This window comes from Massilia yuzhufengensis, assembly GCF_900112225.1.
In the GTDB taxonomy this organism is placed as follows: domain Bacteria; phylum Pseudomonadota; class Gammaproteobacteria; order Burkholderiales; family Burkholderiaceae_D; genus Telluria; species Telluria yuzhufengensis.
In genome coordinates this window covers 69,037-88,329 of record NZ_FOLD01000021.1, presented here as the reverse complement: position 1 = coordinate 88,329, position 19,293 = coordinate 69,037, and the positions used below count along the sequence as shown (strand labels likewise).

Below are 19,293 nucleotides of genomic sequence, written 5' to 3'. Positions count from 1 at the left end.
CTCATCGAATCTGGTCTGGACGATAAAAAGGAACGCAAAGTGAAGAAGAAACTTGCCAAAATCGCTGCGGTAGCGGGTCTTGCAGTTGTTTCGACGGCCGCCTTCGCCGCCACGAAGGGTTGCTGCGGCAGCATCGAATGCTGCCTCAGGATGCTGGGCTGCTGCTAAGCATACAAGAGCGGGAAGGGCGGCGAAGGCCGCCCTTTTCTATTTGGGGTTCAACGAACCGATTGTTTCTTGGGCTGAGCATCACTTATGACCTTTCCATTCGAACCTGTTGCCTTGACGCCAACGCAGTACGAACTGGCAGTCAAGGGGATCCTGGATGGAAGCGGTGTGCTGCTGGAAGAGTTCACGTCGAACCACCTTGACGCTGTGAAAGGCGTGGATGGCAGCTATGTGATCGACGTTACGGCGCGGTTTACAGCGCTCGGCGCCAGTTTCCTCGTACTGATCGAGTGTAAGCACGAACGACGCAAAGTCGAGCGGCAGGCTGTGCAGGTGTTGCACGCGAAAATGAGGTCAACCGGGGCACAAAAGGGAATGCTGTTTTCCGTCGCTGGATTTCAGTCAGGTGCAGTCGAGTACGCGACAGTGCATGGCATCGCACTGATTCAAATGGCCGATGAAAGCTCCACGTGGTTCACCAGAAGTTTCGGACCTTCGACGCCACCACCAGGAGCGGTCGACAATGCTCAATATGTCGGGTGGTGGTGCCGCGGTAACGAATTCAGTGTCGTGTCCGCTGATGAAGGAAAGTACACGCGTCGCGCGCTCGGAATCGATACACCAGAAGCGCATTGATGTCTGCCTCCTGATGGCTTGGTCGCACCAGGACGAATTCGCCGGCGAGGATTGCGAAGTAAGCTGCCGCACCGACAACAGGCCGCCGGTGGCACATAGGCTTGGCGACGTTGGAAGTAAAAGTCTCAGACAGATGTGGAATGGGGCATCTGAGAACTTTACTTCCAAAGATCTGAGAGTTTTACTTCCGAGAGCTGCAGCCCTCCGAACTAATTCAAGCCCCGGGTGAGTTATTGAAATTCTCTTTAACTTCATAGCACTAGCGTCGGTTCGGCTGAACTTGCCTCCCCCTCAAGAATACGAATTTAGTTCCGAATGCCAGAACTAATTTCTTGACAAAGATGCGGTTTGAACTAAATTTAGTACATGTGTGCGGTGCCTTCTTGTCCAGGGTGCTGCATTGGCCTCACGAATGTCGTAAAGGCAGACGAAGATGTCACTCAGTTCAAAGCAGCGCCTTAGGGTACTTGCCTCCTACCGCGGGAGGGGAAGAGCTAATTCCAATCTTTGGCTCGTCTACAGCGTGAAAACTAGCCGAGACTGGATGCTTCATAGTGACCGTGAGCTCGTGTACTGGCTGAGCTATCTTGAGACGAACCCCGCTGTCGCATGGTTTTCCTTCGATGATGAGAATTCCGCAGGCGGTGACGAAGCCCGCCAAATAACTGTTAATTTCACCGGCGCCCGAGCTAGCGTTCTGCTACGCAACCGTCCCAGCGTAACGTCGCCCGAAGAGCTCGTCGGCCCTACTTCTGAGTTCACGCCGACGGCGGACGTTGTGTTGCCTGGTATGTCGGAGCTTAGCAGCGACCAACTTAAACAACGGGTTCCTAGTGCGATGCGATGGTTAAAAGCGATTTCGTTCGCTGCCGCCATCCGTGACATGGAACTCACCAATGAAAGCGCAGCCCTCGTTTCGGCGCTCCGCGCACGCGGGGCCGGGGTGCTCGCAGATATAGAGGCCGACTTGGCGGCGTTCGACCCACCGACGGTTTACGGGCTGGTTGTAAGGATGAGCATCGCGGGCTCACTAACACTTGACCTTAGTCATCATCCGTTTTGCGAAGCAACTAAGTGGACTACTCCGGATAGGGAACTCCATGTGGTCACGTAAACGAGCAATCTGCACCTATCCCGATATAACACTTTGGCCCAAAGTTTTGGACACCGAAGTTGACGCGTCTCGACGGGAGACCTTCCTTCTAAAAGTGAAGGCCATGGAAATGTATTTTGCCCAGTTTCCAGTCAAGGAAATTGAGCGGGTAACAGGACTTGCGCGGCAGGTCCAGGTGCAGCTTGCTAAGAAGTGCGTGCGACTATCTGATGACGGTCAAGTCTTTGGGTTTCGGGCTTTGCTTCCGTTCTACAGAACAAAAAAATACGAACGGAGCGCTCCAGTATCTCCTAAAAGGCCGCAACAAAGAGGTGGGAGTTCGGGTGTGCTCGGGAATATGCTTTCGCGCTTTCCAGACCTCGAACCTCTTCTCGTTCGATATATCCGTCAAGAAGCCAAGCGACGCCATATCCATGAGTTTTGCATTAGACCGAAGGACCTGCATACCATTTTCATTGCTGTTCTAAAAAGCAAGGGTATCGCCGCGCCCGAATGGCCATTTTGCACTCAGCATCTCGGCGCACGCTCAATTGCGAAGTTTATGAAGCATGTCCTCGACGCGAATTTCTCGAAAGCGGTGAATGAACGTGAGGGCCAAGTTGCCCGCGCTCATCTCAATGTTGGAACTGGTAGCGATGTCCTACTCTATGTCGAAGCACCATACGAAGTTGTCGAGATAGACTCGTATCGCATTGAGGGATTCTTTTCAGTTGCGATACAGACCCCAGAAGGGACAGAAACAGAAGTTCCGCTAGATAGGCTTTGGCTAATTGCTGCCGTAGACCGGTTTTCGTCAGCTGTGCTAGCGTATTCCATAGTTTACAGCAGCGAGGTAAATTCGAATGACGTTCTCGATGTAATTCGGCGCGCCGGGACTGAACGTTGGGAACCCAAGACCATCAGCTTTCCTGGACTGCATTACCCAAGCGGCGGAGGTCTCCCGAGCGGGGTCATCCCGGCGGCGCACGGGGCGCTCTGGACATCTACCTTTTTTGACGGTGCACTAGCACATCTTGCAGAACGGATACATGATACCGGACGAAAGATGCTTGGTTTCGCTATCAATTGGGGCCCGGTTGCTCACTTCGAAAGAAGACCAAATGTCGAACGGCTTTTCCGACAAATTGGCAGCGACGTATTTCGACGATTGCCATCGACAACGGGAAGTAGTCCCCAAAAAGGGAGGGCCGAAGATGCGCAAGAAAAGGCAGTGCGGTACCGGATTCGCGCATGCGAAGTTGAGGAACTACTAGATGTAAAAATGGCGCAGCATAACGCTACCCCGAGTGAGGGAATTTCTTATCTGACGCCGCTTGATGCCATTAGGTATTTCGTTGAGAATCCCGCGAAAGAATTTCTTATCCGGCGGCTGCCGGAGTCTAGCCGGACTGCAGCGAAGATTATGGGGACGAGGGAGGAGGCGACAGTGCGCGGCGGAAGGTCGACTGGACGCCGTCCGTACGTTCAAGTGGACCGCGCAAAATACACCAATCCTGTTTTGGCAAATAGCGGGCACTTACTCGGCTCGCGGCTAATATTAGAAATAGACGAGAGCGATATGCGGCAGTTTCGCGCTTTTTTGAAAAACGGCGCTGAAATAGGTGTATTGAAAGCACAAGGCAAGTGGGGTATAACTAAGCATTCCAGGGCCACCCGTAAAAACATCAACCGACTGATATCATCAAGAATACTTGTTATTAGTGAGTTCGAAGACCCGATACAAGCGTACCTTGCGTATCTTTCTACAAGCAGGGACGCTCGAAAAGCAAAACCTAACGTAAGGCAAGCACCGTCGCCACCGACACCAAGGGCTATTACCGAATTAACAAAAGTGTCTGCTGAAGCTGGTAAGCGGCCAACTTTCGTTCGAGCAAACAAAGTGCCTATAGTCACCCCGACTCCTCCACCGCGAATGGGACTTATGCCTGATATGCCGGACGATTTTTTCACAAAGATAAAGAACCGGCGATAGACTATGACTAGAGCTCAGACTCCTGTGCTGGACTGTAGAACCTTTAGCACCGAAGATGGTGGCAGTGACTGGGCACCGAGCGCTCGGGCTGCCCATCCGGTTCTTGAACGCGACTACACAGTTCCTACGCCGATGATGAAGCGCGCGTATGACATAGTACGGGACTATGTGTGGGCACGCAGAACCGGAGTCGTATTTTACGCTTCGCCGCGGACTGGTAAAACGTGGTGTGCGCGAGCTATTCGCGAAAAATTAAACGAGGAGTTCCCTAGCGTCTATACGTTAATGGTAAGTGTTCGCTCTTCACTGCGTTATTCTGATGCCCACCTACCGCGATTAATCCTTGAGGCATCTGCTCATGCGCTCGCATCTGGAAATAAACCTGCCAAGCTTTTCATAAACGCGGTCAACGATATCCGGGTTAACGTAAAAGCCCGCGGCGGTACGCAGTTTGTAATGTTAATCGATGAATTGCAGCTACTTAATGAAGGTGACTTGCAACAATTGGTTTGCTTACAGAACACGCTCGAGCTTAACAAGGTCAAGATGACCGCTGTATCCTTCGCACAACCGTCTATAATTCATCGCCGTACTGCCCTAATGGAATCGAGCGACCAGCAGATTATTGCGCGATTACTAACTAGACCCGTTCTCTTCGAAGGTTGCACTTCCTCCAAAGACCTAGCGGTCTTGCTCCAAGCATATGATGAACATTCCGAATGGCCGGAAGGCTCAGGCTGTAGCTACACATGCTTCTTTTTTCCACTAGCGTTCGAGCATGGATTCCGGCTCTTGCACTCGAAAGACAGACTTTGGGATGCGCTCACGCGCGCGTCCGGAAACTCTGGTTCGGCGGTTTCGATGGAGCTACTTTCTCTGACGATTGAGCATCTGCTGTTAGCTTTGCGCCGGGAAGACGGGATAAATTTTACTATTAGCACTGATGAGATTGAGACGGCAGTCTTCAATTGCAGCTTTAATTCTTTTTCTGAAGTCCCGTCAGATTGCGCAACATGACTACTGATATTTCAGGGTTAGAACGGCTGACGTGGGACCCGACGTTTCCTGCTCCATACGAGAGCTCCTGGTCTATATACAATAAGATATTGGCCTATAACAATATTTCTTTTGGATTCCTTGTAAAGCTCATTAGCAACGACCTTGACGGAAATTGCGCCGGTCGTCCCAACCGATTTTACAATAGCGAATGGATTGATTTTAAAAGGTTTTCAAGTTTATTGGGGGTTTCCCCTAAAAGGCTAAAGCAGGGATTCTTGGACCAGTTGGGAATGCCTCAAGTCAACACGACTGCGGCTCCGCTAATGCGCCATTGTCCTGAGTGCTTCAAGAAGGGTTACCACTCATCCCTTTACAATCTTCAGATTTTTACAACATGCCCATTGCACAATCTGGATTTTCTTTCGCCCTGTAAATCATGTGCTCAGCAAGAGACGTTTAAATTGCGGCTTGGTAGAAGGGGGCCTGGCAACCTGTCGAGATTTTGCACTTGGTGTGATGATGAGTTGTTAGGGGCGGACGAGCTTATCGCTGGCGTCCGGTTGCCGCACTCAGATGCGAAACTGTTGCAGCGTGAGTGTGAAAACTTCGTGCGGTGGTGGAAGAGGCTTAAAGAAGTAGTCCCTCAGAGGGACAAGGTATTAGCTGAGCTTACGTACGCGTTATCGCTGCACGCTGGACCTGCCTCAACAGCCGATTCGGCCCAGCTTTCTTACGCGGTTTCTAAAGCAGGATTTTTCGGTGAAAACTGGAAAACCAACCTACGAGTCCATCCGGTACGTAGTTTTTATTGGGAAGGAACTAACGTAATAAGGTCGTTTTCCGGTGACGATTGCTATTCCGAAGTGCTGCTAGCGGGCGACGTCGGTCGCTGCTATAAAAGCTTGCGTCGATGGATAAAAAAGAGTTTCCTGCGGAAGCATAAGACCTGTTGTAACAGGTTGAAAAAACTCACTGACGATGAGACGCATCGCATTGACGGAGGAAAGGTTTGCTCGGCATCTCTCTCTTATTTAATTTGGAGAATGTCACAAGAGACAAATATTCACCGGAATTTTCTTGACACTAGGAGGTCACATTACGTTCGCCTTAAGGAACCAGGGGGGCACAAGCTTCCGTATTGGCTGGCTCTAAAGTTTGCGTACTGCGAATTTTTTGCTATTTGGGATAAGATAGAGGAAGACCGGCAAAAAACCAATATTTGCATCTCGTTAGCTGGTGCTACTTCCGCCCAAGGGAATGTAGTTTGGAAAAAACTAACTTTGGAAGATTTCACGTCAAACAAGTTGATGCCAATCGACGCGGTTTTTGCAATCTACCGAGACCCTTATGACCTGTCCGTATCGTCAGATTGCTCTGGGTCGGCGACGAAAAATTACGACATTGTCTTAAAAGCCTCAGGCCCTGATAGTACGTTGCCCTACACCAGTGCTGAATGGAGAGCGCTGTGGATTTTTGAGCTTTACCCGTCCGCCGCACCCAAAGAACCTGCACTATACATCCGAGTATAACCGGGTCTGGATTATTCATTAAGACGGGGCTCCGTGCCCCAGTCAATACGATGCCTGGCCTCGGTTTCGGCATGACGTACATCGTCGGGCGAATGTAAATATATGTTTGTCGTCGCAATTGATTCATGGCCGAGATTGTCGCGTACATGTCGTATGTCTAAGGCATTATTACTCATATGTGAACCTGCAGTGTGCCGCAACCAGTGAGCGGAAGCCTGCATTATCATGTTTGCCTGAGATTCGAAGTTGGGCCCACGCAGCCGGTAGCGCTCCGCAGTAAGCTCAAACACAGATTTTACAATTGTGTGTAATCCTCCTCTTGAAAGAAAACGGTGCTTTCCGCCAATCGGCAGCACTAATGGAGTGGATTCCATCTGTTTGGGAACCCGTACCAAGCCCATCTCGTCGCGATAACGTCCAAGCTCTGCCATCAACTCACTAGTCGCTGGGATTATTCTTGGCTTCGCGCCTTTGCCAACAACTTCGAGCCACCAGCGGTCGGTGCCGTCCGCAGCCCGCCGCGAAAAAAACGCCCCCATTCGAGTTCCGGAAACTTCAGAAATCCGCAATCCGCAGATGTATAGCAGCGAAAAAATCCAGCGTAGGCGGGCGTGATGTTGCCGCTCCCTCGTTGTCGCATTTGGCAGCATCTCGATGGTAAGTTTGACCTCCGCCCATACATCGTCGTCAAGATAGCGAGTGACGCGAGCAGGTGTGCTTCGCTTTCGTTCCCGTGAAAGCGCGAGGGGATTTGCCGCCAAATAGCCGGCATTTACAAGCCATGAAAACATCGCGTTAAGGATTGTGCCTGCCTGTCGTTGGCTGGAAGCTGATAATGGTCCAGCAAACGGCTTCCAGTCGGCGTGTGACCGGGGCAGTTTTCTTCCATCCTCCGAAACCCAGCGCCGGGTCGGACACGGAGCTGCAAGGAAGTTTTTATATAGGAGCCAATCCTCATGCCTCATCGACGAGAGAGGTTTCCTCAATTCAACCGCACACCAGAGTAGCAGCCGTTCGGCTTCCTTGCGATATGTCGCTAACGTTGTCATCGTGTCCATGAATCGCGAAAGCCAGGCATGAACGGCCTCAACGTCGGTCTCTGCACTAATTTGGGCTCGGTCAGGATTCGCGCGGTTACTTCCATTGCGACCATCTAAGACGAAGGGAAGCTCTATGAACTCAAGAGGCGTGACCCTGACAGTCAACTGCAGCGCAGCATCCGGCAGGGATAGGTTCGTTTGGCTCTGACTGTCCATGACCGTGAATTATACGAGAGCTTAGGCTTAAGCGGGTTTCAGGCTATTGCACTTCGCACCGAGCTGAACTGAGCCATGGTACAGGCCGTTGGGATTCGTCCGATTGGAGTGCGCCTTTTGCAGGGTTCCGTATACTGCAGAGCCAGTAAAGGCGTCGAAGCGAACGAATTTTCGTGAGCCATAGCTCGGGCGGACCGGGCGTGAAGTGCAGTACACTTCAGTCTGACGGGTGTAACCATGATGTCCAGACCGTATTCAGGTTTCACCTGGCACACCGGCCGTTGCGGGCTTAGCTACCACCGACATGTGTACCGCGCCTAGAAGAGCGCTCTCTAAAAGCCTCAAGCTATCGATGGACAAGTTCTTCTGTTGCCGCTCAACTTGGCTGACGAAAGTGCGGCTTCACTCCGGCTAGCCGCAGCGAGTGCTCCTCCTTCCATGAAAAGCCCAGACTACTTCCAACCGGAGAGTTTCCTTGGCCCCACATACATAGCGCGGTAGCAGACTACCAAGCCAAGCTTCCTCCTGTTGCATCTGGCGGACGCTTCTACCGCCCTGGGTGTACGCGACGCGAGCCATACGTCCGATGGGATATTTGCGAAGATTTGGCCTTAGAGCTTGTCGCAAAGTCTAGGGAATGCAAGGTGGGAATGCGTGCTGATATCTCAGTGGATGCAATTTTGCGCTAGTACTGTCTACGTGCAATGAAGACTAGTTGGGGCTCAGACGAGGAGGTGAAGTGGGTTATCCGCCGCGCCGCGGCTATTTTAGGGTGGGCAGTTCCAGCATCTGCTGTCGAAGCGAGCATGCCATGTCGCGATGATGGCGGCTAATCTGCATAGCAATTCTCCTGCTGAGTAATTCTCTAGTATAGGACGCTAAAGCCAGCGTCTGTGCCGGAAGCCGATAATGCTCAATCGTGCAACAGGCTGTTGCACAATTGCTAAAGAGTTCGAAGCGTGCGTTTCGTGGGAATCGCCCATGGCCCGCCGGCGTCGTTAACAGTGTCTTTAACGCTTTCCTCAGGCGCACCGTACGTCAGTTGAGCGGCTTGCAAGATGGCACGTCAGTAAGCTTGAGTGGACCGCTTGTGGCCCGCAGATGCAGGCAACGGCAGAGCAGTTATCCTGTGCACGGGACTGAGAGGCGACCCATCGCAAGCATCAGGCGCGATGACGCTGCGCCGGCGACTCCGTTCAGGGTTCTCCCTCTGTCACGCAACAGAGCACGAGTGCTCCTGGTACTGTTGGAAAGGATACGGAAAAGGCTAAAACTAAGCTCTATATGTCTTTCACACCGAGTTTGACATCCCGTCTAACCCTCTCGGTGACCTGACATTAGGAACTCAATGGAAGACGTTTTGGATATCAACCAACTCGCCCTGCTACTAGGCGAGAGCGTGGAATCGATTGAAAGAACTTGAAGCGCAATTCGACACAAGTGCCGCCACTAATGTACGTTCGCGGGAATGCGGCGCTGTTGAGATGGCGGCTCGAGACCGTAGAGGCCTGGGTTCGAGGAAGAGAAGCTGGGCGCAGTTCACCCAGGCGGCGGCAAAAACAGTGAAGCCGGCCATAGTCAGGAGTCATTTAGCTCGACCATACATATGCACAGACTCCATACTGGGAATATTTTGGTCGGGCGTCAGCCGGCAAACGCAGGCCAAAATTACTGACCCCAATTCACTTCACGAATCACGAAGCCTAGAGCATGAAGAGCATACTCAGCATCAAGCTCGTCGATGTTGCGCAGTGAGTGCTTGTATGACTCGTTGTCCTTTCCTCGCGGGTGTAGTCGGTTGATAGTCTCAAGTGCGCTTCGCAGCGCAAACCGCTTACCGTCACCGAACTGGCTTCTTACTGCGTTTATCCAATGGCCAAGGTCTTGCTCAACGGGCTTAGGAGAATGAGTTACCTTCTGCATCCACCGCGAGGTAATCATGACCGCAGCATTTCGGCAGTGGTCGACCACGGACTGAGGTAGCTCTCGGTAGGCCGACTTGACGACTCGGTCCAGCGCGGCCTGCACCCCTGGTAAGGCGTCGGTTGCAATCTGATTGGCATCTAGTTGTGGAATTACGCCAAATGCCGACTCTGCCCGAAGCGTGACCAGCACGTCGCCTGAAGCGATTCGTTCGGTTTGAAGTATGCGCCACAACGAATGACCGTCTTTGCGACCTAGAGCCAGCTGGAGCCCTTCGCCACGATTGGGTTTTTGAAGAAGTTCGGTGCACTCGTAGTAGACGCTGAGCTCTTTGCTCACGTGGCCGCCATTGATAGTTGCCTTCTGCAGGTCGGAATTGATAGCAGGATGAGCTTCGACTTGAGTCCGCTCCCAGCTGACTGCGCCAAACTTCTGGAATAGTCGCCCTCGGCGTACACGACTTCCAGGGTCAAAGCTGCCGTCGATGAAGGTCCAGCCTAAGCCGTCGAAATCACCTGGAATACGTTCCAAGTCTTCTGGCTTCTCAATCAATGTTGCTTGAGACAAAGCTGGAGTAGGCCACACAGGATGGGTTGGGCCCTCCATGCCTTCATAGATGAGCCCTGTACGCCTATCGAAACCTAGTCTCGCCATAAAATTTCCAAGTGTGAGTTCTTATAAATCGATTTTAAATATAATGCTGCGCCCCGTGCCAGGCCCTCTGCAACGGACGAGGCCAGCTTTGAGCCTTCAGCGAGAGTTCTGCCTGCTTCGGATGTACACACGCAACCGAAGGTCGCAGAGCCACTAAGAAAATGCAGAATCCGCCTTCAACTGTCGCTCAGGAACTAAGAATTTTCAGCAAATGTCGCCCAATCACTAAGAAAGTTTAGCGCGCACTTTCGTATGCGCACTGCAATGTCGCCATTTCTAGTTTGTGCGCGGTGTTTGGACTGATGTAGGCACGCTCCGCAAAGTCGTTTCGTAGGAAATTCGATACACGTACGTTTTCACTAGGGCTTGTAGAAGCGTTACTCCGTCGCAGGTGGGGACGCTACAGGTGCAACTGAACTAGGTTATCAAGGCTGCAGTCTTCTGGCACCGACGTAACCGCAGCTAGAGCGGTTTCCTTCCCCGCGTTAGGCAGGCTAGGCAAGTCAACTAGGTGGCCTTCTGCGGAGAAGTTTTGTTTAGTCGAGGTGACGAACTGATTCTTGCCTAGCTTTTTTGCCCTGTACATCAATTGGTCCGCAGCCTTGCACGCAAATCGGGACGTTATCGCGGAGGCCGGCTCGAGATAGTAGACACCGATACTGGCGCCAAGTGGACTCTCGAAAAGCTCGCCTACAGCTTCTGCGCGCTTAAGGAATCGTGTAAGGGCTGCCTCCAAATCCTCGCGAACGAATCGCGTCCCCACGATGACAGCAAATTCATCGCCACCGAACCGTGCAGGAGTACCTAAGGGCCCTAGCTCCACGGTCAGCCAATGCGCTACGTGTTTGAGTACGAGGTCGCCACCGTCGTGCCCCTGCACGTCATTAATCTTTTTAAAGCCATCCAAATCGATGAAGACAACAGCACGTTCGTGCTCTGCAGAGATGGCACTCTCACAGACCTCATTGAGGAGTTCGTCGAAGCCAATTCGGTTTCGTAACTGCGTCAGCGAGTCAGTACGCATTTCGAAAGCAAACGCGTCTGTTAAGCGGAAGAGATACAGCGGAAGCACAATGGCCGCAACAGCCAACCCCAGGCGGATGGTCGGATATTGTTCCCAGTAAGGGGAATACATCAGTGCAGCGCACGTCAACACTGAGCTAATTGTTGAGGATAAAACAGCATAGGTTCTGCCATATCGGAGCCCGCTTCCAAACGTCAGCAATACGGGCATCAGAACGAACGGCGCTGCTATCTCGCCCGTGAGGTAGAGCGTAGTTGCAAACAGCGCTTGGTCTACTGTCATAGTAAGAAAGCGCAGGGGAGTACCCCCAACCTTTGTTCTTATGAGAAGCCAAGCCGAGACAGCGAAGACAAAGTGGATTACCGCAAGCGTACACGCTGCTGAATACTGCGGAGTTCCTCTAAATTGCTGACTGAAGTATAGGTAGGCTGCGAAGACTAAAGTCCAGCACATGCGTGCAATAGCTTGGCCGAGTTCTGTAGCCAAGCCAGGTATCACGAAAAATGGCGCGGGCTTCAGCCTCCGTAAGTGGTTGGACGAAATCATAGCAAGGGAGGAAGTTTCTCTGAGGATATTGTCTCACGGCGATGGTTGTCGTTGTTGTGAATTCAAACAAAGCATTGTTCGCCGTGTTGTTGCATGACTCGGCGTCCGATTTTCAGGACCGATGAAAGCGAGAAGGCCGACCACTAAGACAAAGAGCAGCGCGTGAGAGCATTTCGGTATCGGAGTGTCATGCTGCACTGCGCTCGACCTAGCGCCGGTAGGACGGCGCATCAGCAGGCATATGAACGTCACAAGAACAAAGCCCCTTAGGCGGCTGCGTAAGGGGCTTAAATCATTTCTCTAATAGTTCACTGTCGCACTTGAGCCTCGGTTTGGCGACGTTCGTACGATGCTCTCCGTTCGTGGCGGAGCATCGTTTCGTTCGCTCGTCTACGCAACTCGAGTTCGTCCGGGGGCAAAGAAGGTTTGCTAACTCTTGAGAAGTCCCCTTTGTAAATGCCGAATGCGATGACTGCGACCATAGGCGAGCAGATGATGATGACGGCCGCTAAGTCGATTAAGAAGTCTTGCATGTCTGTCCCTGTATTGTTGACCTGACATGTATAGCGACACATGATAAATTCGCTGGCCAGCGAGCACAGTTTCTTGCCTGGGCCGGGAACGGGCAAGGAATGCGTTGGCTTCTGATGTCCCGTTGCCCGGGCGACGGGGACCTGCGTCCAAGGCCTAGAGGTCACCGGTTGCCGCTGATTTGTCGCTAGCTGTTGGGCGAGAACGGTGGAAGCCAGAACTGGACGTAAAAATGCTGGCTATTCGGATTAGTTGGCTGAATCAAAAGTATAAACGCAGGTGCTAGACAGGTTTTGCTCATGACCCGTCTACTCCGTGCCCACTACCGTTTCGCTCAAGTCCGTACATCGCAGCTATGCTCTTAAGGTAGCGCGCGAGCTCAACCAGACCAAACGTAATGTCTTGGAAGGTGTTGCTGCGGAATGGAAACGGACGCTGCGCCCGGCGTTCAATTGGTACTGGTTACCGTTCTGGCGCACTGGCGTTTTCAACCCGAAATTACGATGCTCCGGCCAGACTTCAACTTTCCCTCAGACGAGGCTTGTCACCTCTCAAAAGGACTTGATGCTGCGCGCTCTAGCCGGCCAAGCGCAGGGCTGGGCTTCGAATTTGTCGAATCGAGGACGCCGGCTATCGCGCAGCATTTCGGACTCCGTGTTGCGCCACGAAGTGATGTGGATTAATGCATGCCAGTTGTGGAACGCCACCAACGCCAACCAAAATGCCACACTCAGAACTGGCACGGGGCCGACTTCCATCAGTCAAGCTGCAACTAGGATTACACGTCGCTGGTTCGACAACTACGTTAAAAGGTACGACCTTCCTGACCCAGACGGGCTTCCTCTTCAGTTCAACCAGCTCAGTGCAAAGTTCGAGGCGGTCAAAGACACGAAGCATCGTCACTTTGGTTATTGGGTCACGTTGTCAACGCTTGAGCGAGGCAAACGCATACGTGTGCCAGTTGAGCCACATGCCTACTTTGCGGCCGCCGGGGGTATAGTGGCAAAAACGCTCACGCTGCGAACCAAAGACGGAGCTCTATATCTTGACATAGTCCGCGACGTGCCAACTGAGCGCTGGCACCGTCCTGGCGTCCCACTGCTTGCGCTAGACCTTGGCTTGCGAAACTTCCTTGCCTCATCGGAAGGGGATATCCGCGGCGAAAATTTCATTGATACTCTAGGTCGATATGACCGCCAGCTTCAGGCCACAACCAAAGGTCTGCAGAACGCTGGCATTGTTCGCCTGACTGACTGTGCACGCTATCGGCGCCTTGCAGTTCGTATCCGCCGCTACATCAAGAATAACGTCCAGCGCTGGGTGCGCTCGCTGTTGCAAGCCCATAGTCCTGAAGAAGTTATCCTCGAAAAGCTTAATTTCGTCGCTGAGAATAGTGGTTTGGGTCGTCGCATGAATCGTCTGCTGCGTGGCTTCGGCCAAGCAGTGTTCAAGCAGTGCATCAAGAGCTGGAGCGAGCTCAAAGAATTCAAGGTCACCGAAGTCGAGGCGGCCTATACCAGTCAGATGTGTTCCTCTTGCGGTTTTGTGCATCGTGCAAATCGCAAGGGAAACAGCTTTGGCTGTCTATCATGTGGCTACCTAGCACATGCTGACGTGAATGCGGCAAAGAACCAGCGCGGACGTTCCGCGGCGGGAGCACCCACGTCGACAGGTAGCCGTCATGAGCGGTGGGTCTCGGCCCTTCGGGAATGGCTAGTACGCTTGCGCACTGGCCTTCTCGAGGCTTCGCCAGGCTCAACATTGCATTCGCGCCTCGTTTGGAGGGCGTGTACGGGCATTGCCGTACTCATGAACGAAAAGCGCAGCGCTGGTAAGTGCGGCGCTGCACGTAAAGTTCTACAGGAGTTCACACTTACCCTCGACAGGGTTAGCGACGCATGTCTGTACGAGAAGATTACTTGGTTAGTGACTACCGAAGCAGGCTCGCCTGCATTAGCAGTATCAACCGACTAATCCGAATACCCAAAATGCTTTGTCGCCAGGCTGCTCCTCCTGTCGGACATGTCTAGGCAGTTGAATGGTAGGGGACCAGCAAAAGGTTCGAAGGCGGGGACTACCTTTCAGCCATGCCGCTCAGCAGGCGCCATACATACGCGAGGCTCATGCCTTCCGTTCCTCTTTCACGAACTGCACAAACGCCTCTGAACCCTGCAGATTAAAGCCCATAGATGCAGCTTCCTCAAGTGTGCGCTCGGCAGTCCAACCCTGTTGTTTGGCTCGACTAAGGGCAAGCAAAAGAGCGCCTCTTGCGCCGGTAGCGCAGTGAACCAGGTGTGGTCTATTTGTCTGAGCAATGGCTCGCTCAAGAGAAGCAATTTGGCTTGTAGACAGAGCTGCTTTGTCGACTGGTACGTTCACATAATTGAGCTCGTGCATTCGCACTAGGTTCGCATTCGGCGTTGCCGTCTCAGATGGCAAGCGTAGGTCAATCACTGTCGCGATTCCTTGTCGCTTAGCCTCTGCCAAGTCACCTTCGCTCGGCTGAGGGCCTAAGAATATACCGTCTTCAATTTGCTTGAAATTTTCCATGTCGTTCTCCGCGGTTGTAGTTCGCTTAGCCTTGAGGGCTAGCTGACATCTGCTGGCAATACTGGGCGAGGTTCTCGGGTAAGTTGGGTGGGCAAACACCGCATTGACGGTTGCCTGGCACGGCATAGTCAATGAACTTGGGGTAAGGTAGGTTCAAGCTCGCCATGATGGTCTTGAATTCATCAAGAGTCCTGTCTCCTCCCAGCCTTGGGTTGCGCGCCTTTTCTTGAGCGATGGATGAAACAAAACGCTCTTTGTAGTCATGAGCTGGATAGACCAGGGTTTCGTCCGGAAGGGAGAACAATTTCTCACGCACGCTCTTGTACAGAGCGTCGGCGCTACCGTTCTGGAAATCTGTTCTGCCGCAGCCGTCGATGAGCAGGGCGTCACCTGTGAAGACCCTGCCTGCGGAGAGAAATGCAAAGTGGCCATCAGTATGACCTGGGGTGTGAAGAGGTCGCAGGCTGATGCCGTCAACTTGAAAAGTTGTTCCCTCTTCGATGCCAAAGTCGACGCAAGGCAACCTGTCCCAAGCGGGAGCAGCGATTTTGCTGCCGACGGTTCGTTTCATTTCAAGCGCCGCGGTAACGTGGTCAGCATGTATGTGGGTGTCGACGGTGTAGGCCAGTGTCAGGCCGAGCCGGTGCACTTCTGCCAAATCACGATGCATCGTTGCTATGACCGGGTCGATGAGGATGGCTTGGCCAGTGTCTTCGTCACCAAGAAGATAAGTGTAGGTGCTCGACAGCGGCTCATAGAGTTGCCTGAATATCATGATGGCTCCTTGGGTGGATGTTGAACTAAAGGACAGTCAACTTCAATATATCACACAATATATTATATTGTGATATAGTTTGGTCTGAAGCTTATCTCTCGAATGGATTCAAACATGGCGACACCAACGATTGACTTGGTCCAACTCCGCGCTGCAGCTGGGGCGGCGTGCAACCTGCTTAAGGTTCTGTCCAACCCAGACCGCCTGCTCTTGCTGTGCCAGATGACACAGGGCGAGTTTGCTGTAAGCGAACTAGAAGCCATGACTGGCATACGCCAGCCAACGCTTTCGCAGCAATTAACAGTTCTGCGTGCTGAGGAGTTGGTGTGTACCCGCCGCGAAGGAAAGCAAATCTTCTACAGCATCGCGAGTGCTGAGGCTCTAGCTGTGCTGCAGGTGCTGTATCAACTGTACTGCCCCAAGACGGGAGACGAAAAATGACTATCGACTGGACTCACTTTACGCCCTGGACGTCGCTCGGTGGAGGCATCGTAATCGGACTTGCGAGCGCGTTATTGTTGATGCTCAACGGACGAATTGCCGGTATCAGCGGCATCGTTGGGGGACTCTTGCGTCCACAGCGAGGCGATGTTTCTTGGCGCTTTGCCTTCGTTGCAGGGTTGGTGATTTCGCCGCTCGTGTTCGCTCTCGTAGCGAGGCTGCCAGCGGTGCAAATCGATGCAGGCTACTGGACTCTTATCATTGCCGGCCTGCTCGTCGGCTTGGGTACCCGGTATGGCTCAGGTTGCACAAGTGGACACGGTATTTGCGGCCTTTCTCGACGGTCGCCGCGGTCATTAGCGGCAACTGTCGCGTTCATGTTCGCTGGTTTCGTCACCGTTTATGTCGTTCGCCATTTGCTTGGATGAGGAGCCTAAAATGAAATCAGTAAGCGCGTTGTTGGCCGGTTTGCTGTTTGGATTAGGCCTAATTGCATCAGGCATGACGGACCCGTCTAAGGTCCTCGGTTTTTTAGACCTGGCGGGAGCATGGGACCCCTCACTCGCTTTCGTTATGGGCGGGGCGTTGCTGGTCGGTGCGCTGGCCTTCCCCTTCATACTGAAGCGACCGAAGTCAGTCCTGGGCAATACCATTTCGCTCCCAACCTCTACCAAGATTGACCGCCGGCTAGTAGTCGGCGGCCTAACCTTCGGTGTGGGCTGGGGCCTGGCGGGATTTTGTCCGGGGCCTGCCTTGGTTTCGCTTGCGTATGGAGGAGCCAAGCCTGTTGTGTTCTGCATCGCAATGCTTGCTGGCATGGCCGCATTTGAAATCCTAGAGCGAGCTAAATCCAAGGTTGCAGTGCAGGCCGGGCTGGAGCGCGGCTGATGCTACTAACGGTCGCACTGGGGCTTCTCGTTGGCATCATCATGGGGCTAACCGGCGCTGGGGGAGGCATTCTGGCTGTCCCGATGCTGGTATTCGGTCTTCATCTAACAGTGAGCCAAGCAGGGCCTGTTGGGTTGCTTGCTGTGGGAACCGCGGCGGCCGTTGGCGCCATCGTTGGGCTGCGGGCGAAGATTGTTCGCTACAGGGCCGCCATGCTGATTGCCGTTAGCGGCATCGTGCTGACGCCCCTTGGGGTATGGTTAGCGCACCGGCTAGATACAAAAGTGCTGAGCATCATATTTGCTGGGGTTCTGGTGTGGGTTGCCTATAACAGCCTCAAAGGCCTTGGACAAAATTCTTCCCGAGTGGATGTAGAGAACACACAGCGTCCTTGCATCCGGAGCACCGAGAGCGGCCGATTCATCTGGACTTCTAAATGTGCCCGTGCGCTTGTACTGTTCGGTGGTATCGCTGGGGTTCTCTCCGGACTGCTTGGAGTAGGAGGCGGTTTTGTGATGGTGCCGGCATTGCAGCGCTACACCGACCTTGAGGCCCGGTCTGTTGTTGCTACTACTCTGGCAGTGATTGCTCTCATCTCCCTTGCAGGCGTGGCCACCAGTGTATCGGCCGGGAAGTTCAACTTGGGTGTGGGTCTGCCTTTTACTGGGGGAGCCGTGCTGGGAATGGGGATGGGCACGCTACTTTCATCACGATTGGCGCCGTCTCACCTGAGAGTTGCTTTTGCTTTTGTCTGCCTTGCCGTCGCCATGGGTATGGTTGCAAAGTCAATATAGACGTTCAAGTGAACCAATTGCTCCCGAGTCCCCGCCGGGCGCATTGGTTTCAGTTCACCACAACCTCAGTACAACCACAAACGTCCGTTCACTTAGCAGTGCGATGGGCACCGAGGCTCGCCAGGTCACTCTTCATCGACTTGCGTTGGCCCACCGAGGAGATGATATACCTCACACTGAAGAGCGTTGGCTAAACGCCTTAAGCTATCGATTGAGACGTTCTTCTGTTGCCTCTCGATTTGACTTACAAAAGTGCGATTCACGCCGGCGACGGTTGCGAGGTCTTCCTGCGACAGTTTTCTAAGCGCCCTGTGCCGCTTGAGAGACTCTGAAAGTGTCGCGCGTACTTCCGCTTCGGTTTTAGGAATGAACATATGGGCGTGAGGTTCTCTCAACAGTTCGCAGATGTCCACGCCCTATGAGGTCACAGCTTTTGAGGTCACATACTTTACGGTCACATGATTTGAGTCTATACTCAGGACTGTGCCGTCAGCAGGGCGCTTCCAACTTGGTCGTCAGCATCAAGTATTACCGATAGCTGCGGTTTGTATAGCACCTGCTTCCAGGTCTTTCTAGCCTTCCGCTTTTAGGGACAGACGTATGTCATCGCCGCTCTTTTTGTCCTCGTACGTTCTGTATAAGTCGGCCCTGACTGCCTTCCTCGATACTCCTGAAAGCGAGCGTTCAGAGCTGTCTGAGCGCGACGTCATGCGGGCCTACACTCGGGCTACCGCTGAGTTGACGAAGAGGGACGAAAACGAATTTATTGAGTTTGCCCAGCGGGTGCTTCTCCTTCCAAGAAAGGCTCGCACCGCGGCGGCTGAGCGTGCACATCATCAGTGGAAGCTTGACCGTGCGATTGTCACTGCTGGGGGGCGGCTCATCGACAGTGGGACTCTTATCCGTGACGACGAGTTCCTCAGGAGGACCGGCATGAGCAAAGAAGCTCTGGTCGAAAAGCTGGCTAGTCGTGAAATTTTCGAGATGCCCCAAGAGGTTCATTACCTGGGCGGAGACTCATACATACCTTCCTTCTTTGCCGACCCTCGATTCGATACTAAGACCCTGTACGCAGTGTCAGGTTCTCTTGGCGCATGCAATGGTGTGCAAAAGTTCAGGTTCTTTACGACAGCGGCCGAGACGCTCGGCAATCGAACCCCTCTTGAGCTAATTGAGCAGCACGATTTGGAACCGCTTCCGCATGCGGTGAAAGCGTTCCGCTCGAGTCTACGGAAGCGCTAGTTCGTTAGGCTGCCGGTATCGAAGGCGACAATACGAATCTTATTCATCAATTGCCAAGTGCAAACATCAACCCCTTGAAGGTGCGTCATTGACCAGTCCAGACTACTCGATACCCGACGACTTCCCTCGGCCGCAGATACATAGCTCAGTAGCGGGATACCAGGCGAAGCTGCCTCTAGTTGCCTCAGGAGGTCGTTTCTATCTTCCCGGGTGTACGCCGCAGGAGTTGTACCGGAGATGGGATATTTGCG

At 53.1% G+C, this 19,293-nt stretch carries 18 protein-coding genes; 12 read left to right on the top strand and 6 right to left on the bottom strand.

Going from position 1 to position 19,293, the window contains the following annotated elements; all coding sequences use genetic code 11:
• Nucleotides 1–39 precede the first annotated feature (39 nt).
• The 6 genes from BM031_RS26250 (at nucleotide 40) to BM031_RS25175 (ending at nucleotide 6,418) form a co-directional block, all read left to right on the top strand.
• Entirely contained in the window at nucleotides 40–168 is a 129-nt protein-coding gene (locus tag BM031_RS26250) for a hypothetical protein (protein ID WP_267873324.1), read from the top strand.
• A gap of 87 nt (nucleotides 169–255) precedes the next feature.
• A complete protein-coding gene (locus BM031_RS16955; protein ID WP_091875744.1) occupies nucleotides 256–804 on the top strand; it encodes a restriction endonuclease in 549 nt (182 codons plus the stop codon).
• A gap of 544 nt (nucleotides 805–1,348) precedes the next feature.
• The gene (locus tag BM031_RS16950) at nucleotides 1,349–1,918 is read left to right on the top strand and encodes a hypothetical protein (protein WP_177207799.1); all 570 of its coding nucleotides are present in this window, start codon (nucleotides 1,349–1,351) and stop codon (nucleotides 1,916–1,918) included.
• Nucleotides 1,905–3,890, top strand: coding sequence for a hypothetical protein (locus BM031_RS25185; RefSeq protein ID WP_143084628.1), 1,986 nt, complete (start codon nucleotides 1,905–1,907; stop codon nucleotides 3,888–3,890). Before BM031_RS16950 ends, BM031_RS25185 begins: the two co-directional genes overlap by 14 nt.
• A gap of 3 nt (nucleotides 3,891–3,893) precedes the next feature.
• Nucleotides 3,894–4,907, top strand: coding sequence for an AAA family ATPase (locus BM031_RS25180; protein ID WP_177207798.1), 1,014 nt, complete (start codon nucleotides 3,894–3,896; stop codon nucleotides 4,905–4,907).
• The gene (locus tag BM031_RS25175) at nucleotides 4,904–6,418 is read left to right on the top strand and encodes a hypothetical protein (protein WP_143084626.1); all 1,515 of its coding nucleotides are present in this window, start codon (nucleotides 4,904–4,906) and stop codon (nucleotides 6,416–6,418) included. Before BM031_RS25180 ends, BM031_RS25175 begins: the two co-directional genes overlap by 4 nt.
• An 11-nt stretch (nucleotides 6,419–6,429) precedes the next feature.
• On the opposite strand, the gene BM031_RS16940 is transcribed toward BM031_RS25175, so the two are convergent.
• The 3 genes from BM031_RS16940 to BM031_RS16930 all read right to left on the bottom strand — a co-directional run bounded on the left by BM031_RS16940 (nucleotide 6,430) and on the right by BM031_RS16930 (nucleotide 11,557).
• The gene (locus tag BM031_RS16940; protein WP_091875741.1) at nucleotides 6,430–7,674 is read right to left on the bottom strand and encodes a tyrosine-type recombinase/integrase; all 1,245 of its coding nucleotides are present in this window, start codon (nucleotides 7,672–7,674) and stop codon (nucleotides 6,430–6,432) included.
• Nucleotides 7,675–9,342: 1,668 nt separating this feature from the next.
• Nucleotides 9,343–10,149, bottom strand: coding sequence for a hypothetical protein (locus BM031_RS16935; protein ID WP_229408956.1), 807 nt, complete (start codon nucleotides 10,147–10,149; stop codon nucleotides 9,343–9,345).
• Between the two features lie 502 nt (nucleotides 10,150–10,651).
• Complete coding sequence (locus BM031_RS16930; RefSeq protein ID WP_177207797.1) at nucleotides 10,652–11,557, bottom strand: GGDEF domain-containing protein; 906 nt, start codon at nucleotides 11,555–11,557, stop codon at nucleotides 10,652–10,654.
• Nucleotides 11,558–12,667: 1,110 nt separating this feature from the next.
• Between BM031_RS16930 and BM031_RS16925 the strand changes: the two genes are divergently transcribed.
• A complete protein-coding gene (locus BM031_RS16925) occupies nucleotides 12,668–14,326 on the top strand; it encodes an RNA-guided endonuclease InsQ/TnpB family protein (protein WP_143084625.1) in 1,659 nt (552 codons plus the stop codon).
• A 147-nt stretch (nucleotides 14,327–14,473) separates the two neighbouring features.
• On the opposite strand, the gene BM031_RS16920 is transcribed toward BM031_RS16925, so the two are convergent.
• Together BM031_RS16920 and BM031_RS16915 are read right to left on the bottom strand one after the other, a co-directional pair.
• Nucleotides 14,474–15,028: a beta-lactamase hydrolase domain-containing protein gene (locus BM031_RS16920; RefSeq protein ID WP_091875738.1), complete on the bottom strand. Its 555-nt coding sequence runs from the start codon at nucleotides 15,026–15,028 to the stop codon at nucleotides 14,474–14,476.
• Nucleotides 14,928–15,677 (bottom strand): MBL fold metallo-hydrolase, encoded by a 750-nt coding sequence (locus BM031_RS16915; RefSeq protein ID WP_091875737.1) that lies wholly within the window; start codon nucleotides 15,675–15,677, stop codon nucleotides 14,928–14,930. The genes BM031_RS16920 and BM031_RS16915 overlap by 101 nt, the downstream gene beginning before the upstream one ends.
• 114 nt (nucleotides 15,678–15,791) lie before the next feature.
• Here BM031_RS16915 and BM031_RS16910 point away from each other — a divergent pair, with 114 nt between their 5' ends.
• From BM031_RS16910 to BM031_RS16895, 4 genes are read left to right on the top strand one after another with little or no spacing between them, the layout of a single operon-like run.
• Entirely contained in the window at nucleotides 15,792–16,118 is a 327-nt protein-coding gene (locus BM031_RS16910; protein ID WP_229408955.1) for an ArsR/SmtB family transcription factor, read from the top strand.
• A complete protein-coding gene (locus BM031_RS16905; protein WP_091875735.1) occupies nucleotides 16,115–16,546 on the top strand; it encodes a YeeE/YedE family protein in 432 nt (143 codons plus the stop codon). Before BM031_RS16910 ends, BM031_RS16905 begins: the two co-directional genes overlap by 4 nt.
• Before the next feature lie 10 nt (nucleotides 16,547–16,556).
• The gene (locus BM031_RS16900; RefSeq protein WP_091875734.1) at nucleotides 16,557–17,006 is read left to right on the top strand and encodes a YeeE/YedE family protein; all 450 of its coding nucleotides are present in this window, start codon (nucleotides 16,557–16,559) and stop codon (nucleotides 17,004–17,006) included.
• Complete coding sequence (locus BM031_RS16895) at nucleotides 17,006–17,800, top strand: sulfite exporter TauE/SafE family protein (protein ID WP_091875733.1); 795 nt, start codon at nucleotides 17,006–17,008, stop codon at nucleotides 17,798–17,800. The genes BM031_RS16900 and BM031_RS16895 overlap by 1 nt, the downstream gene beginning before the upstream one ends.
• 125 nt (nucleotides 17,801–17,925) lie before the next feature.
• Here the strand turns inward: BM031_RS16895 and BM031_RS16890 are convergent, their stop codons facing one another.
• On the bottom strand, nucleotides 17,926–18,174 hold the full coding sequence (locus BM031_RS16890) for a helix-turn-helix domain-containing protein (protein WP_091875732.1): 249 nt from the start codon (nucleotides 18,172–18,174) through the stop codon (nucleotides 17,926–17,928).
• A gap of 226 nt (nucleotides 18,175–18,400) precedes the next feature.
• On the opposite strand from BM031_RS16890, the gene BM031_RS16885 reads away from it, so the two are divergent.
• Complete coding sequence (locus tag BM031_RS16885; protein WP_027867746.1) at nucleotides 18,401–19,042, top strand: hypothetical protein; 642 nt, start codon at nucleotides 18,401–18,403, stop codon at nucleotides 19,040–19,042.
• The last annotated feature ends 251 nt before the right edge of the window (nucleotides 19,043–19,293 follow it).

Bases quoted from the DNA above. Each gene is read 5' to 3' on its own strand.
- BM031_RS16910 (WP_229408955.1), top strand. From the start codon at position 15,792: ATGGCGACACCAACGATTGACTTGGTCCAACTCCGCGCTGCAGCTGGG.
- BM031_RS16920 (WP_091875738.1), bottom strand. From the start codon at position 15,028: ATGCCGTGCCAGGCAACCGTCAATGCGGTGTTTGCCCACCCAACTTAC.
- BM031_RS16900 (WP_091875734.1), top strand. From the start codon at position 16,557: ATGAAATCAGTAAGCGCGTTGTTGGCCGGTTTGCTGTTTGGATTAGGC.
- BM031_RS16885 (WP_027867746.1), top strand. From the start codon at position 18,401: ATGTCATCGCCGCTCTTTTTGTCCTCGTACGTTCTGTATAAGTCGGCC.
- BM031_RS16915 (WP_091875737.1), bottom strand. From the start codon at position 15,677: ATGATATTCAGGCAACTCTATGAGCCGCTGTCGAGCACCTACACTTAT.
- BM031_RS16950 (WP_177207799.1), top strand. From the start codon at position 1,349: ATGCTTCATAGTGACCGTGAGCTCGTGTACTGGCTGAGCTATCTTGAG.
- BM031_RS16890 (WP_091875732.1), bottom strand. From the start codon at position 18,174: ATGTTCATTCCTAAAACCGAAGCGGAAGTACGCGCGACACTTTCAGAG.
- BM031_RS25185 (WP_143084628.1), top strand. From the start codon at position 1,905: ATGTGGTCACGTAAACGAGCAATCTGCACCTATCCCGATATAACACTT.
- BM031_RS25180 (WP_177207798.1), top strand. From the start codon at position 3,894: ATGACTAGAGCTCAGACTCCTGTGCTGGACTGTAGAACCTTTAGCACC.
- BM031_RS25175 (WP_143084626.1), top strand. From the start codon at position 4,904: ATGACTACTGATATTTCAGGGTTAGAACGGCTGACGTGGGACCCGACG.
- BM031_RS16905 (WP_091875735.1), top strand. From the start codon at position 16,115: ATGACTATCGACTGGACTCACTTTACGCCCTGGACGTCGCTCGGTGGA.
- BM031_RS16930 (WP_177207797.1), bottom strand. From the start codon at position 11,557: ATGACAGTAGACCAAGCGCTGTTTGCAACTACGCTCTACCTCACGGGC.
- BM031_RS16940 (WP_091875741.1), bottom strand. From the start codon at position 7,674: ATGGACAGTCAGAGCCAAACGAACCTATCCCTGCCGGATGCTGCGCTG.
- BM031_RS16895 (WP_091875733.1), top strand. From the start codon at position 17,006: ATGCTACTAACGGTCGCACTGGGGCTTCTCGTTGGCATCATCATGGGG.
- BM031_RS16955 (WP_091875744.1), top strand. From the start codon at position 256: ATGACCTTTCCATTCGAACCTGTTGCCTTGACGCCAACGCAGTACGAA.